Origin of the sequence: Nonomuraea sp. ZG12, from assembly GCF_052068115.1 — a bacterium.
Lineage (GTDB): Bacteria > Actinomycetota > Actinomycetes > Streptosporangiales > Streptosporangiaceae > Nonomuraea.
In genome coordinates this window covers 15,384-27,671 of record NZ_JBQHCW010000038.1, presented here as the reverse complement: position 1 = coordinate 27,671, position 12,288 = coordinate 15,384, and the positions used below count along the sequence as shown (strand labels likewise).

The following is a 12,288-nucleotide window of genomic DNA, read 5'->3' as shown; positions in this document are numbered from 1 at the left end:
ACGGTCCTTGCGGTGGGCCCTGCTGCCCTGACCACCCCTGCTGCCCTGACCACCCCTGCGGCCCCTGCTGACCCTGCGGGTCCTGCGGGTCCTGTGGGTTCGCTCCATGCGGCGGTGGCGGTCCTTGTACGGGCGGTCCTTGGGGAGGCGGCGGTCCTGGCGGTGCCTGGTGAGGCGGGGTCCAGCTCTGGCCGTTGTCGTCCGGCTCCTCTGGTGGCGGTGTGCTCACGTGATCTCCCCTCCGATCCCGAACAGGCTAGATGGTGTCGATCGCCGCCCGATCAACGCCACCATCTAGGCGTACAGTCCGGGATTGAGCCCCGTGCAGAAGCCGGCCGACGCGATGGACACCAGCGCCCACCCGATCATCAGCCCCATCCCCAACCCCTGCGACCAGGGCTTACGCATGAACACCAGCACCAGCCCAAGCCCGAGGGCGAAGACGGCCAGGAACGCCGCCCCGACGCCGACGCCCACGCTGGACTCCGTGGCCAGGGCCGCGAACCCCACCACCACGTTGACGACGATGTACCCGAAGACCCCCACGAACGCCAGCCCGACGATCAGCCCCGTCTGACGAGGTTGCTGCGGTGGCTGAGGCGGTGGCGTGCTCACGGCGTTCAGACTACGGCCCTATATCCCCCTCTGAGTAGTAGATGGCGGCTTGGACTCGGCTCCGCAGGTTGAGCTTGTTCAGCACTCGGCTGACGTGGGTCTTCGTGGTGGCCTCCGCCATGTCGAGCGCTCTGGCGATCTCCGCGTTGGACATCCCCTGCCCGATGCAGGCCAGCACCTCCCGCTCGCGCGGCGTCAGAGTGGCCGTGTCACCCTGCTCCCGGCGCGGAGCCTGCTCGGCGAAGGCCGAGATCAGCCGCCGTGTCACCCCCGGCGAGATCAACCCGTCCCCCCTGGCCACCAACCGCACCGCATCGACCAGCGAATCGGCATCAGTGTTCTTCAGCAGGAACCCGGCAGCCCCGGCCCGCAACGCCCCGAACACGTACTCGTCAATGTCGAACGTCGTAAGAATCAGCACATCGGTCACCCCGGCCAACTCCTTGGTGGCGGAGATCCCATCCATCCGGGGCATGCGCACATCCATCAACACCACGTCAGGCCGCGTCTCACCAGCCAGCGCCACGGCCTCCACACCATCGGCCGCCTCGCCCACCACCTCGATGTCGTCCACCCCATCGAGGATCATCACGATCCCAGCCCTGACTGCCGCATGATCGTCAGCCACCAGCACTCTGATGGTCATCTTTCCTCCAGCTGGGTCATATCGCCTCGCCATACGGATCCGCACAGGCGTCGCCCCGTGCGTCGGACGATCATGGGGGATCCCTGTCCGACACGGGCTTGTCCGACGTGGGAAGGGTCGCGGCGACACGCCAGCTGCTGTCCCGTGGGCCGGCCTCGAACTCACCGGCCCGTGGGCCGGCCTCGAACTCGCCGCCCACCAGTTTGGTCCGCTCCCGCATGCCGATCAGCCCCACCCCAGCGCCCGGCAGGCTCGCCTTCCTGCCGTTGACCGGGTTGTCGACGATCAGCGACACCTGGTGAGGCTGGTAGCGAATGCTGACGGTGGCCGGTTGCTCGCCGTGTTTGAGGGCATTCGTCAGCGCCTCCTGAATGATGCGGTAACCGGCCAGATCGACCGAGGGAGACAGCTCGCGCGGCTCGCCCTCGACCTGGAAATCGACGGCCATCCCCGACTGCCGGGACCTGTCGACCAGCGTTTCCACGTCGAGCAGCCGCGGTCGCATGGCCTCGCCCTCGTCGCCTTCCTGCCGCAGCAGCCCGATCATGGACCGCATCTCGGCCATCCCCTTCACGCTGTTCTCGCGTACGGACTCCATGACCTTGCGCACGGTCGACGGATCGAGGTCCTTGCGGGAGAGCGCGGCGGTGGACTGGATGGCGATGGCGCTGAAATGGTTCGCGATCATGTCGTGGAGCTCGCGGGCCATCCGCGTCCGCTCGGCGGTGATCGCCGCTTGGCGGTCGAGCTCGGCGAGCCGTACGACCTGCTCGGCCTTGGCGCGCTCGATGATCACCTGGTCACGATGCTGCCGCAGGACCATCGCGGTGGTCACCGGCGTCACCAGGACCAGCGCCAGCTGGAAGCCGACCAACGCCAGCAGCCGCCAATCCCCGGCGATGAACCAGCCGGCGGCCCCCGCCGACACGGCGAGCACGGTGGTGATCCCCAGCAGCCACCGGGAGAACCGCGCCGGGCCGTACAGCGCGGCGGAGTAGAGATTGTCGGTGTAAACGAGGACCGTCCCCAGCGACGGCCCCACGAACGCGTCGAGCACGACCCCCACTGTGCCCAGCCCGAGCGACCAGAGCGGCGCGCGCGTCCGCAGCAGCACGGCTGCGCACACGATCGCCAGCGGAATCACCTGCGGCCCCAGGGGCGCGTCGCGGCGCAGGGAGGCCCCGGCCGCGATGAGGATCAGGCCCATGAGGAAGGCCAGCCCGGCCCACAGGGCCACGCGTTTCATGCCCCCTATCCCACCACCGAACGCGACCGTTTCCCTCCTTCGTCGGTCAGCCTGTGGATACACACTTCGATGTATCCACAGGCTCGTCTTCTCAGGGGATGAAAACCCGGAAAGCATCCGTGAGCATGGATAACGTGCTTGTTGCCATCATCATCGCTTGTGAAGTCGGCTTCTGGGTGCTGCTCGCCCTCGGCCTCGCCAGCCGCTACCTGTGGGGTCTCCGCCGGCTCAGCAACGTCCTCCTGATCAGCGTCCCGCTCCTGGACGTGATCCTCCTCGCGGCTGCGGTGATCGACATGCGCGGCGGCGCCACGGCTGACCTCAGACACGCCCTCGCCGTGGCGTACCTCGCCTATTCGGTTGTTTTCGGACACCGCACCCTGCGTTGGGCCGACGCCAAGTTCCACCACCGCTTCGCCGACGGCCCCCCGCCACCGCGGCCTCCGGCCGGCGGCATGGCCAGGGCTCGGTACGAGTGGGTGCTCTGGTTGTGGATCGTGGTCGCGTATGGAGTGGCCTGGATGATCGGGTTCGCTCTGGTCTGGCTCGTGGGGGATCCGGCACGTACCGAGCCGTTGATGGACCTGGTGGGAGGGCTCAGCAAGATCGTGCTGATCGCCCTTCTCTGGCCGGTCAGCTACACCCTCTGGCCCAAGAAGGTAGAGCCGGCGGAGTCATGATTGCGGAAACCGGTTCGAGGCACGGCTGAGGACCCGCTATGCTTGTTCCAGAAACGAGCGGCCGTAGCTCAATGGATAGAGCATCTGACTACGGATCAGAAGGTTACGGGTTCGACTCCTGTCGGCCGCACTCCAGTTCAAAGGCCCTCCGGGATGATCCCGGAGGGCCTTTTTGGATCTCGTACAGCAGCGGTTTACAGCAACGTCCTCAGCTCTCGGAGTCGTCGAGACTCTGGTTGAGCCGGTCGAGGGCCTTGCGGGTCTCAGGGCTTGGGATCTGCGTATAGACGTCCATGGTCATGGAGATCTGCGAGTGTCGCAGGATGCGCATCGCGACGCGCGGGTGTACGTCGAGGGCGGCCAGGAGCGAGGCGCAGGTGTGCCGGGTGTCGTGGACGCGGATTCGCGGGACGCCCGCGTTGCGGCAGTGGGTTTCGAAGGCGCGGTTGAAGTTGCGCGGTTCGATCGGTGTGCCGGTCCGGGTGGTGAACGTCAGGTCTGAGGGTTTCCATTGGTCTCCGGCTGCTTTGCGCGCCTCCTCCTGGACGCGTCGGCGGTGCCGGAGGGCCGAGACGCAGAGGCCGAACAGAGGTAGAGAGGCCGTCGAGTCGTCCGTCTTGGTCGTCTCGCGGTGGAGAAGCCGGCCGCCGACCCTGGTGAGCTGGCGGGAGATCCAGAGCTGTTCGCCGCCGAGGTCCACGCAGTCCCAGGCCAGGCCGAGGACTTCCCCACGGCGCAGGCCCAGGACGAGGATGAGTACGTAGGCCGCATAGAGCGGGTCGTCGACCGTCCGTAGGTGTTCAAGGAACTTGCGAGCCTCGTCGACCGTCCACACCGAGCGCTGGCGTTTCTTCTTGGTCGTGCTTGGGCTTGGCAGCGTGGTCAGCGATGCGACGTTCTTCGAGATCATCTCTTCCCGCAGGGCGTGACCGAGGGCGGACCGCAGGACACGACGGATGCCCGCGATGGTGCTTCGGGACGGGTAGCCCTTGCAGCACTTACCGAGTGAGCAGCACCGCCGTTTGTGCGCGGGCCGCCGATGGTCCTTCTTCTGGTCGCAGCAGGTGCAGAGGGTGGACAGGGTGTTCAGCCAGGTCTGTACGTCGCGGACGGTCAGCTTGTCCAAGCGCTTCTTGCCCAGGCCGGGGACGATGTAGAGCCGGACGAGCGGCTCGTAGGCGACATAGGTGGTCGGCTCCCGGTTGGGCTTGATCACTTCTTCCAGCCAGCGGGACAGGAAGGCGGCCAACGTGGGGTTCTTGGTGGGCACCGGTCCTTTGCGGGACTGCTCGTGGAGGCTGAGCCATTTCTCGTGGGTCTCCTCGCGGGTCTTGCCGTACGCCCACTTGCGGGTCCTCTTGCCCTCGGGCGTGGTGACCCAGACGTAGCCTGCCCAGCCGTCCTTGTAGGGGAAGATCGAACCTTCACCGTTCGAGCGCTTGCCCATCAGACCACCTCCTCACAGAGCCGGGCCACGTAGGTGTCGAGGGCTGAGGCAGGGATGCGGCGGCAGCGCTCTCCGACGACGATCGAGGTGACCTCCCCGGAGCGGATGAGGTTGTAGAGGGTCCAGCGGCTGACCTTGAGAACGGCCATCGCTTCGGGGACCGTCAGAAGCTCACAACTCATGAGAACTCCGTTCGAGGCGAGTCCCGGTGATGGTTGCGGCGAGGAGTTGGTCTCCGGCTGAGTGGCCTTTGCCTGCGTACTCCCATTCGCTGATGACGAGGACGGTGTCTTCGGTGAAGAGGGGGAGGCGGCCGGTGGTGATGTCGTTGTCGCGGGCGTGGTGTTCGCGGGCGGCGCGGAGTTGGCCGAGGGTGGTGGAGTAGCGGCGGGATCGGGTGGAGAAGTGGCCGCGGAATCCGAGCATGTGGGCCCAGTCCGCGAGGCGGAGTTCGGCCAGTTCTGGCAGGGCGCCGAGGTGCATGCAGGTGGTGATGAGGCGGCGGGCGTGGTCGCGGAGGTTGAAGGCTTCCAGGTTGTCGAGGGGGTTGATGCGGCGGTCGAGGGTGCCGACGCATTCGGCGGCTTTTGTGGCGTACTTGGCGATGTAGCCGGCGACGGCTTGTTCGGTGAGGTCGCCGTTCAGGGTGATGGGGCGGATGTCGAGCTGGCTGCCCCAGCGCAGGGGGCGCTCTGGCTGGTCTTGGTGGGCGGGTGCGGTGGCGGTGACGGCGTGGGCGGCGTGCTGGACGGCTTGGGTGAGGGCGTCGGCGGTGGCCCAGGCCGGTGGAGTGGTGGTGGGTCCGTCGGGTCCGTCGAGGCGGATGACGGCATGGAAGTGGACGATGCCGCGCCGCTGGTATTCGGCGACCTTGGCGAAGGAGAGCGTCAGGTGGTGGCGCAGCTCCTTGAGGGCCAGGCCGCCGAGCTTGGCGAGGTGGCGGCGGACGGAGTCGGCGAAGCGCTTCCACAGCAGCGGCGCGAGGGCGTTGAACAGGACGGAGCCGGTGTAGTCGTAGCAGTCGGGGCAGAGTGGTTCGCCGAGGCGCGGGTCGTCCTTGCTGTGCCGTTCGGTGCAGGACATCACGTGGCCGTGCGGGCAGGTGGCGGCGTTGCGGCGGGCGTGGCAGGGCTGGACTTTGCCGTTGTGCTCCCGGCGGGTGTGGACGGTGCCGAAGGACGGGGCGGTCAGGGTGACGAACAGCGTCGGGTGTCCGGTGACGGTGTCGGGCACGCCCTTGCCGCCGATGAGGCCCGCGCGGATGAGGTGGTAGGTGTCGGCGCGGTAGGTCTCGGCGCAGGCGGGGCAGCGGGAGGCGCGGCGGGTCTTGCACGGTACGCGGAGAACGCCGTCGGGCTCGTGCTTGGTGGTGTAGCGGTGCAGGAGTTGGCCGGTGGCCTGGTCGTAGTGTTCGACCTTGCCGCGGAGGTGGATGGGTTGGCGGCAGCCGCCGGTTGCGCGGATCTGGGATGCCCAGCGGTCGTAGTCGGCCCGGTTGAGACGCTTGATCATGCCGGTGATGGCGTGCGCGTTGGTAGGAGTTGTGGGCAAGATGGAGTCCTCCTTTCGCTCGTTCGGGTGAAGGGATGGCCCCCGACCTGGCGTGTGTCTTGGCGGATGTGCGGCCAGGCCGGGGGCGCTGCGCGTTATGCGCCGTAGTTGTCGATGCCGGTGCCGTCGCAGTCGGGGCAGCGGGCGTTGTCGGTGGTGAGGCCGGTGCCGTTGCAGGTGCAGCAGCGGTAGCGGATCACTGGCAGGTCATCGGGCATGCGTCACCTCCTCCTTTCGGGTGGGCGGGTGGTGAGGTAGACGCGCCAGCGGTGGGGACGGGCGCGGTCGGGGTAGGCGCGGGAGACGGCGTAGACGGTGAAGTGCAGGCGCAGGCGGAACAGGGCGTCGACGATTTCGGCGCGGGTGCCGTCGATGCGGATGCGCATGGTCGTTGCCCTCCTTTCTGGTCAGGTGGTAGGCAGGGCGCGCAGCAGGTCTGCGGCGAGTTGGTCGGATACGCCGAGGTGTGTGCGGAGGGCGTCGCGGGTGATCGGTCTGCCGTGTTTGGTGTGGTGGTCGTCGGCGACGCGGCGGGCGTAGTCGACGAGCGCCGGGGCCAGGCCGCCATCGTGGGCGTCGTTGTTGTCCGGGCGGAGGAGTTCGGGGACCGGGGACGAGGCCAGGACGGGCGCGGGCGTGGGCGAGGCGGCCGGTGCTGGAGGCGGTTCGGGGTGGGTGGTGCGGCGTTCCAGCATCGAGACGGCGATGAGGAAGGCGGCGGCCGGGGTGGCGGCGGTGATCCAGCCCCAGACGGTCGGGTTGGCTTGGGCGAGGTTGGCGGCCAGGGACAGGATGATGCCGCCGGTCAGGACGAGGACGGGCCAGGTGATGCGGCCTTGCCGGCCTTTGCCGGTCTTCTTGTCGCGTTGGCGTTCGCGGGCGGCCATGACGCAGGTCAGGTCGATGCAGACGGCCACGGCCCAGGACATCCAGCCGGTTTGGCCGTGCTCGGTGGCGGTGTCGCGGATGTGGGTGAACGATCCGGCGCCCGCGATGACGGCCAGGACGAGGACAGGGCCGGTGTCGAGCAGTCGGCAGGCCAGGCGTCGCATCGGTGCCCTCCTCTCGGGTTCAGGCGTTGGCGTGTTCGGTCAGGTGGGCGGTGATCTCGTCCCAGGCCGGGGCGAGGTGCGCGTGAGCGCCGGGCGGCGTGTTCGGCGGTGGCCTCGGTGACGTAGAAGGAGCGGGCGCGGTACCACTGGCCGTCTTGTGAGGCGACGATGGCGACGCCGGGTGTTTCGGCGGCGATGGCGCGGGCGGAGACGAGGGCGGCGGGGTCGAGGTCGCCGAGGGTCATAGTGGCGGTTTCTGGGTCGTTGACCCGGTGGCAGATCCGGCCGGAGCACTGGGCGCGTAGGGCGGTGACGCCGGGGCCGAGGTCGGAGCCGATCCGTTGGCCGCAGCAGAACAGGTAGATGCCGAACGCCCGCCCGAGCTGGGCCACCCGCAGCAGTGCGGTGGAGGTTTTGGCGATCTCGTCTTTCTCGCTCTTGTCGGCCATCAGGTAGAGCTCGGCCAGCTCGTCGACCAGGACCACGACCGGCACGGGCCGGATGGCGGGCGGGAGTTGCCAGATGTTGCGGGCAGACGCCTGGCGGCACAACCCCATCCGGTCGATCATCAGCCCGACCAGATCGGCCAGCAGGCCGACGGACTCGGCGCGCGAGGTGGCCAGCGCCGACAGCCGGGGCGCGTAGGGCGTGAACTCCACGCCGCCCTTGAGGTCGAAGCCCACCAGCGCCACCGGTTGCGGGGCCAGGCCGACGATGAGCGCGTTGGCCAGGTTGGACTTGCCGGACTGGGTGGCTCCGGCGTTGAGCCAGTGCGGCACCGTACGAAAGTCGATCACCCAGGGCTTGCCGGTCTCCAACTGCCCGACCGTCACCTTGAGCAGTTCAGGTGAGGGCGGGAGCTGGTCGACCTTGACCAGCGGGTCGCGCATGGTCGCCGCCAGGATGACGCGGCCGGGCCGGGGTGAGGAGACGCGGATCGCGTGCACGCCCCAGGAGTGGGCCAGGGGTTCGGCGGCGTCGGCGTAGTCGCCGGGGGTCTGGCCTTCCAGCGTCCACAGGGTGACGCGCCAGCCGTGCCGGGTCGGCTTGGGCAACCACATGAACGGCTTGGTATCGACGGCCACCCGCTGGAAGCGGCGGCGTACCTTCACCAGCCCGGTGGAGGCGACCGCGCCGGGGGTGAGGGTGAACCACCAGCGTTGCCGCTTCTTGGTCAGGGCGCAGCCGAGGGCGACCCGCCGCCAGGACGCCCGGACCGAGGCAGCGGTGAGCGGGAAGCCGAGCGCGAGCCAGAAGGAGGGGTAGTGGTAGCGGCGCCAGGCCCACAGCCCCGCCGCGATGGCGGCGAGGGCTGTGAGCAGCAGGAGCGCGTCACGCATCGGCGGCCTCCCTGGCGGGGAGTAGCGCCGTGGCGCGGTAGGCGATGCCCCACCGGCCGGCGATCTCCCAGACGTAGCCGAGCAGGCCGACGGCGGTGACCTGGTCGCCGGTGGTGATGGGCGGCTCTCCGGTGGTGCCGATCTTGACGAGTTCGATCCGGCCGAACTCGTCTTCTACTGAGACGGTGACCTCGTAGACGGTGTTGCCGTTCTTGTCGGTCTTGATCTCGCCGGTGTCGCGGTTGAGGACGCGCGGGCGCGGGGCCTTGACGCAGGTGATGGCGAGTTTGCTGACATCCACGGGGATGGGGACGGAACGCATGGGTTGTGACCTCCTCTTTCATCGTCACCAACATAGTTAACCTAGTTGGCTTGGTTGTCAATGTTCTCTCGGTTGGCTTGGTCGAACTTTCGTGATGAGATTGAGAGCGATGGTCAAGAACACCGGCCGGCCGGGCTACCTGCAGATCGCCGACGATCTCCGCGCGCAGATCCGCGGCGGCTCCCTCGCGCCCGGAACCCCGCTGCCGTCCACGGCCAAACTCGCCGAGCAATACGACGCCTCGCTGTCGGTGGTGAAGCTGGCCGTTGGCGTCCTGCGCACCGAGGGCCTGGTGATCGGCCAGCAGGGCAAGGGCGTGTTCGTCCGCGACGCCGACGACCCGCAGGCCGCCGACAACCCCCAGGCTGCCGGCGACGAGTTGGCCGACCTGCGCGCCACCGTCCACGACCTGTCGGTACGCCTGGCGAAGGTCGAAGAGCAGTTGGCTACGTCCACGACACCCCGTCCCGGACGTAGCAGCCGGTAACCTTCCGCGCCAGCGACGCCGACGCACCGTCAGGGCTGCGGCGCAGGCTGAGCGCCTTGTCCTCACGGCGGATGCCGACCAGGACCGTCACGTACCCGACCAGGAGCGCGACGCCGAGCACTCCGGCGATGATCAGCGGGATCGTGGTCATGACCAGATCACCCCCGCCACGGCCAGGCCACGCGGAGCACGCGGGGGACGACGGGTCTCATCGCGCCGACCGCCACGGGTGCGCTTGGCCGCCTGCTTCTTGATCCAGCGCGCACGGGCCAGGCACTTACGGCACCGCGTCTGTCCCTGCTCCAGGCGGGCGGTGCACTGGCAGGTGGGCTCCGGGTAGATCTCCTCGGTCATGTGATCACCTCTCCTCTCGGTTGTTGTTCTTGCTTGCGAACCGAGAATGCTGCGGAGGGTCAGGACGAGATCACTACACGACGGGACATGTTCAAGACGTCCGGCCTACGATGGCCAGGTCCCCGGACGTCCCCTTGAAGCGGGTGAGATGGCGAACGAACGACTACGCGCGGCCCTGCTGCAGAAAGGCGTGTCCATCGCCGATCTGGCCGAGGCCATCGAAGTCGACCCCAAGACCGTCGAACGGTGGGTCACCAAGAGCCGCGAGCCGTACCGAAAACACCGCCTCGCCACCGCTTCGTACCTGGGGGTGGACGAGGCGTACCTGTGGCCGGACGCGCTCAGCCCCGAACAGGTGACCTCCGCCTCGCAGAGCGAGATCATCGCCATTCACCCGCACCGGTGGGCGGTGCCACGGGACATCTGGGGACGACTGTTCGGCGCGGCGTCAGAAGAGATCGGCGTCCTGGCCTTCAGCGGATTGTTTCTCGCCGACGACGGGGGCATGGTGCGGCTGTTCGCCGACAAGGCCCGAGCCGGGGTGAAGGTGCGCATCCTTCTCGGTGACCCGGACTCGGCCGAGGTGGCGCAGCGCGGAGCCGATGAGGGCGTGGGCGAGAGCATGGCCGCGCAGATCCGCAGCGCTCTGGTCTTCTACCGGCCGATCACCGGCCTGGACAACGTCGAGATCCGGTTGCACCGCACGGTGCTGTACAACTCGATCTACCGCGCCGATGACGAGTTCCTGATCAACATGCACGTGTACGGCACCCGCGCCGGCAACGCACCGGTCCTGCACCTGCGGCGAGTGGCCGGCGGCGACATGGTCGCCACGTACGCCGAGAGCTTCGAGAAGGTATGGGCTCAGGCGATCCCGGTGGAATCCTGATGGCACGACGGATCGACTTCTACGACGACCCCGACGCCCCCGAGCCCAATAGCCTGATCCCGTCGGTCAACGTCATCGTCACCAACGAGGCCGGCGACCTGCTGATGATCCGCCGCACCGACAACGACAACTGGGCCGTGCCCGGGGGAGCCATCGACCTGGGCGAGTCCATCTCGCAGGCCGCTGTACGCGAAACGCTGGAAGAGACCGGCATCACCTGCGAGATCACCGGCCTGACCGGCACCTACAGCGACCCCCGCCACGTCATCCTCTACACCTCGAATGGCGAGGCCCGGCAGGAGTTCTCCATCGTCCTGACCGCCCGACCCGTCAGCGGCGAACCGACACCCAGCGACGAGTCCCGCGAAGTCCGCTGGGTGCCTCGGGATCAAGTGTCCGGGCTCCAGATGGACCGCTCGATGCGTATGCGGATCGAGCACTACCTGTCCGGTGCCGGCATCCCGTACATCGGCTGAAACCCGTGGCGTTCACACCACGGGGGATTGATGCGATCATGCACTGTCCGGAACAGCTGGCGGTGAACGTCTACCCGCTTCGAGTTGCGGTTGAGGCGTTGATGTCGGCACCAGGTTTCCGAGTCCCTGATCATTGAGCGAGGAGTTCAGTGAAGAGCTGGTTATGGCGGGTGACGGCCGCGGCCGTGGTGGCGCTATCAGGAATGACCGGGCTGTCCGGGTCAGCTATCGCGAACCCGGCCGACCCGGACCTCATTGTTACTGACAATTCGGAGATCGCGGTCTTCCTCTGTACGCCATCCGAGTTCGGGTGCCACAAGCGGTACGCCACGGCGAAGCAGCGGCGGGATGTCGAGACGTTTCTGAAGACCATGCCTGAGGTGACCGAGGTGCGCTTCGTGAGCCGGGCCGCGTCGTACGCGAGCTTCCGCAAGGAGTTCGCCGGCCAGAAGAAGGTCCTGGCGGCTGTGCGGGCCAAGGACATGCCGGAGTCCTTCCGCGTGCGGGTGTCTGGAGTGGCCGACCGCGCCCGGATGACGCGCTTGGCGAACCGGCGGCCCGGAGTAGGGACCGCCACCGACCAGGCAGAGCACCATGCCACTCTTGTGAGGGAATCCCAAAGCCCGGATATTTCTGTATTTCTGTGCGCGAAGGACACAGCCACGCCTGCCTGTCTGCGTGGACGGGGAAAGGCGAACAAGCTGCCGGTCACGGTCAAGGAGAAGAAGGCGATCGTCGCCGCGATCAAGCGGACCCCCGGGCTCGTATCGTACGAGTACGAAGATCAGGCGACGGCGTACCGGAACTTCGTCGAAAAGTACGCGGACAACGAAGCGTTTGTCGAGGCCGTCAAATTGTCTGATATGCCGGAGTCGTACCGGCTGTCGATGCGGCCCGAGGCCGACTGGGGCTCCCCTTGCCGGCGGCTGGCGCGGATGCCGGGGGTGAGCGAGGCGTACGACCAGAGGCGTTGGCTCAAAGAGGTGAGGCTGTATTGGGAATACGGGCTTCCGGATATTTGGCCGGCCGGCAAGTGCGCATAAGAGCGGTGGTACAGGGCCGACGGGCTCTTTCGTCGTGTGTCCGGTGCTCCGGCCGTCAGCGCGGAGTCCCTTGAGGTGCGGTGGGTACCGCGCGGCGAGGTCGTGTCACTGCCGATGGCCGCATCGATGCGCATGCGGAT

At 67.7% G+C, this 12,288-nt stretch carries 18 protein-coding genes and 1 tRNA gene; 6 read left to right on the top strand and 13 right to left on the bottom strand.

What is annotated here, in order from left to right:
* Positions 1 to 294 precede the first annotated feature (294 nt).
* The 3 genes from ACTMTF_RS46120 to ACTMTF_RS46110 form a co-directional block, all read right to left on the bottom strand.
* Complete coding sequence (locus ACTMTF_RS46120; RefSeq protein ID WP_441116429.1) at positions 295 to 615, bottom strand: hypothetical protein; 321 nt, start codon at positions 613 to 615, stop codon at positions 295 to 297.
* Positions 616 to 625: 10 nt separating this feature from the next.
* Positions 626 to 1,261, bottom strand: a complete 636-nt coding sequence (locus tag ACTMTF_RS46115) for a response regulator (RefSeq protein ID WP_397006738.1) — start codon at positions 1,259 to 1,261, stop codon at positions 626 to 628.
* Between the two features lie 70 nt (positions 1,262 to 1,331).
* Complete coding sequence (locus ACTMTF_RS46110; RefSeq protein ID WP_441116428.1) at positions 1,332 to 2,507, bottom strand: histidine kinase; 1,176 nt, start codon at positions 2,505 to 2,507, stop codon at positions 1,332 to 1,334.
* 134 nt (positions 2,508 to 2,641) lie between these two features.
* Between ACTMTF_RS46110 and ACTMTF_RS46105 the strand changes: the two genes are divergently transcribed.
* Positions 2,642 to 3,187 (top strand): hypothetical protein, encoded by a 546-nt coding sequence (locus tag ACTMTF_RS46105; protein ID WP_441116427.1) that lies wholly within the window; start codon positions 2,642 to 2,644, stop codon positions 3,185 to 3,187.
* A 57-nt stretch (positions 3,188 to 3,244) separates the two neighbouring features.
* Positions 3,245 to 3,317: transfer RNA gene (locus ACTMTF_RS46100), tRNA-Arg, on the top strand.
* A 78-nt stretch (positions 3,318 to 3,395) separates the two neighbouring features.
* On the opposite strand, the gene ACTMTF_RS46095 is transcribed toward ACTMTF_RS46100, so the two are convergent.
* From ACTMTF_RS46095 to ACTMTF_RS46060, 8 genes are all read right to left on the bottom strand, one after another.
* Positions 3,396 to 4,634 (bottom strand): site-specific integrase, encoded by a 1,239-nt coding sequence (locus ACTMTF_RS46095; protein ID WP_441116426.1) that lies wholly within the window; start codon positions 4,632 to 4,634, stop codon positions 3,396 to 3,398.
* A complete protein-coding gene (locus tag ACTMTF_RS46090) occupies positions 4,634 to 4,816 on the bottom strand; it encodes a helix-turn-helix transcriptional regulator (RefSeq protein ID WP_441116425.1) in 183 nt (60 codons plus the stop codon). Before ACTMTF_RS46090 ends, ACTMTF_RS46095 begins: the two co-directional genes overlap by 1 nt.
* On the bottom strand, positions 4,806 to 6,146 hold the full coding sequence (locus tag ACTMTF_RS46085) for a replication initiator (RefSeq protein WP_441116463.1): 1,341 nt from the start codon (positions 6,144 to 6,146) through the stop codon (positions 4,806 to 4,808). The genes ACTMTF_RS46090 and ACTMTF_RS46085 overlap by 11 nt, the downstream gene beginning before the upstream one ends.
* A gap of 134 nt (positions 6,147 to 6,280) precedes the next feature.
* The gene (locus ACTMTF_RS46080; protein ID WP_441116424.1) at positions 6,281 to 6,403 is read right to left on the bottom strand and encodes a hypothetical protein; all 123 of its coding nucleotides are present in this window, start codon (positions 6,401 to 6,403) and stop codon (positions 6,281 to 6,283) included.
* Between the two features lie 3 nt (positions 6,404 to 6,406).
* Positions 6,407 to 6,571 (bottom strand): hypothetical protein, encoded by a 165-nt coding sequence (locus ACTMTF_RS46075; RefSeq protein WP_441116423.1) that lies wholly within the window; start codon positions 6,569 to 6,571, stop codon positions 6,407 to 6,409.
* 21 nt (positions 6,572 to 6,592) lie between these two features.
* Positions 6,593 to 7,180 (bottom strand): DUF2637 domain-containing protein, encoded by a 588-nt coding sequence (locus ACTMTF_RS46070; protein ID WP_441116462.1) that lies wholly within the window; start codon positions 7,178 to 7,180, stop codon positions 6,593 to 6,595.
* Entirely contained in the window at positions 7,081 to 8,577 is a 1,497-nt protein-coding gene (locus tag ACTMTF_RS46065; RefSeq protein WP_441116422.1) for an FtsK/SpoIIIE domain-containing protein, read from the bottom strand. The genes ACTMTF_RS46070 and ACTMTF_RS46065 overlap by 100 nt, the downstream gene beginning before the upstream one ends.
* Positions 8,570 to 8,899, bottom strand: a complete 330-nt coding sequence (locus ACTMTF_RS46060) for an SCO3933 family regulatory protein (RefSeq protein WP_441116421.1) — start codon at positions 8,897 to 8,899, stop codon at positions 8,570 to 8,572. The genes ACTMTF_RS46065 and ACTMTF_RS46060 overlap by 8 nt, the downstream gene beginning before the upstream one ends.
* 109 nt (positions 8,900 to 9,008) lie before the next feature.
* Between ACTMTF_RS46060 and ACTMTF_RS46055 the strand changes: the two genes are divergently transcribed.
* The gene (locus ACTMTF_RS46055; protein WP_441116420.1) at positions 9,009 to 9,386 is read left to right on the top strand and encodes a winged helix-turn-helix domain-containing protein; all 378 of its coding nucleotides are present in this window, start codon (positions 9,009 to 9,011) and stop codon (positions 9,384 to 9,386) included.
* On the opposite strand, the gene ACTMTF_RS46050 is transcribed toward ACTMTF_RS46055, so the two are convergent.
* Positions 9,346 to 9,537 carry a hypothetical protein gene (locus ACTMTF_RS46050; protein ID WP_441116419.1) on the bottom strand — a complete coding sequence of 64 codons (192 nt, stop codon included), beginning with the start codon at positions 9,535 to 9,537 and terminating at the stop codon, positions 9,346 to 9,348. The two genes, ACTMTF_RS46055 and ACTMTF_RS46050, sit on opposite strands and share 41 nt — an antisense overlap.
* Entirely contained in the window at positions 9,534 to 9,740 is a 207-nt protein-coding gene (locus ACTMTF_RS46045) for a hypothetical protein (protein WP_441116418.1), read from the bottom strand. The genes ACTMTF_RS46050 and ACTMTF_RS46045 overlap by 4 nt, the downstream gene beginning before the upstream one ends.
* Positions 9,741 to 9,888: 148 nt before the next feature.
* Here ACTMTF_RS46045 and ACTMTF_RS46040 point away from each other — a divergent pair, with 148 nt between their 5' ends.
* The 3 genes from ACTMTF_RS46040 to ACTMTF_RS46030 all read left to right on the top strand — a co-directional run bounded on the left by ACTMTF_RS46040 (position 9,889) and on the right by ACTMTF_RS46030 (position 12,148).
* On the top strand, positions 9,889 to 10,629 hold the full coding sequence (locus ACTMTF_RS46040; RefSeq protein ID WP_441116417.1) for a helix-turn-helix domain-containing protein: 741 nt from the start codon (positions 9,889 to 9,891) through the stop codon (positions 10,627 to 10,629).
* A complete protein-coding gene (locus ACTMTF_RS46035) occupies positions 10,629 to 11,105 on the top strand; it encodes an NUDIX hydrolase (RefSeq protein WP_441116416.1) in 477 nt (158 codons plus the stop codon). The genes ACTMTF_RS46040 and ACTMTF_RS46035 overlap by 1 nt, the downstream gene beginning before the upstream one ends.
* A 149-nt stretch (positions 11,106 to 11,254) precedes the next feature.
* On the top strand, positions 11,255 to 12,148 hold the full coding sequence (locus ACTMTF_RS46030; RefSeq protein WP_441116415.1) for a permease-like cell division protein FtsX: 894 nt from the start codon (positions 11,255 to 11,257) through the stop codon (positions 12,146 to 12,148).
* Positions 12,149 to 12,288 lie beyond the last annotated feature (140 nt).

Bases quoted from the DNA above. Each gene is read 5' to 3' on its own strand.
- ACTMTF_RS46090 (WP_441116425.1), bottom strand. From the start codon at position 4,816: ATGAGTTGTGAGCTTCTGACGGTCCCCGAAGCGATGGCCGTTCTCAAG.
- ACTMTF_RS46075 (WP_441116423.1), bottom strand. From the start codon at position 6,571: ATGCGCATCCGCATCGACGGCACCCGCGCCGAAATCGTCGACGCCCTG.
- ACTMTF_RS46110 (WP_441116428.1), bottom strand. From the start codon at position 2,507: ATGAAACGCGTGGCCCTGTGGGCCGGGCTGGCCTTCCTCATGGGCCTG.
- ACTMTF_RS46050 (WP_441116419.1), bottom strand. From the start codon at position 9,537: ATGACCACGATCCCGCTGATCATCGCCGGAGTGCTCGGCGTCGCGCTC.
- ACTMTF_RS46115 (WP_397006738.1), bottom strand. From the start codon at position 1,261: ATGACCATCAGAGTGCTGGTGGCTGACGATCATGCGGCAGTCAGGGCT.
- ACTMTF_RS46095 (WP_441116426.1), bottom strand. From the start codon at position 4,634: ATGGGCAAGCGCTCGAACGGTGAAGGTTCGATCTTCCCCTACAAGGAC.
- ACTMTF_RS46035 (WP_441116416.1), top strand. From the start codon at position 10,629: ATGGCACGACGGATCGACTTCTACGACGACCCCGACGCCCCCGAGCCC.
- ACTMTF_RS46065 (WP_441116422.1), bottom strand. From the start codon at position 8,577: ATGCGTGACGCGCTCCTGCTGCTCACAGCCCTCGCCGCCATCGCGGCG.
- ACTMTF_RS46085 (WP_441116463.1), bottom strand. From the start codon at position 6,146: ATGATCAAGCGTCTCAACCGGGCCGACTACGACCGCTGGGCATCCCAG.
- ACTMTF_RS46055 (WP_441116420.1), top strand. From the start codon at position 9,009: ATGGTCAAGAACACCGGCCGGCCGGGCTACCTGCAGATCGCCGACGAT.
- ACTMTF_RS46080 (WP_441116424.1), bottom strand. From the start codon at position 6,403: ATGCCCGATGACCTGCCAGTGATCCGCTACCGCTGCTGCACCTGCAAC.
- ACTMTF_RS46045 (WP_441116418.1), bottom strand. From the start codon at position 9,740: ATGACCGAGGAGATCTACCCGGAGCCCACCTGCCAGTGCACCGCCCGC.
- ACTMTF_RS46040 (WP_441116417.1), top strand. From the start codon at position 9,889: ATGGCGAACGAACGACTACGCGCGGCCCTGCTGCAGAAAGGCGTGTCC.
- ACTMTF_RS46060 (WP_441116421.1), bottom strand. From the start codon at position 8,899: ATGCGTTCCGTCCCCATCCCCGTGGATGTCAGCAAACTCGCCATCACC.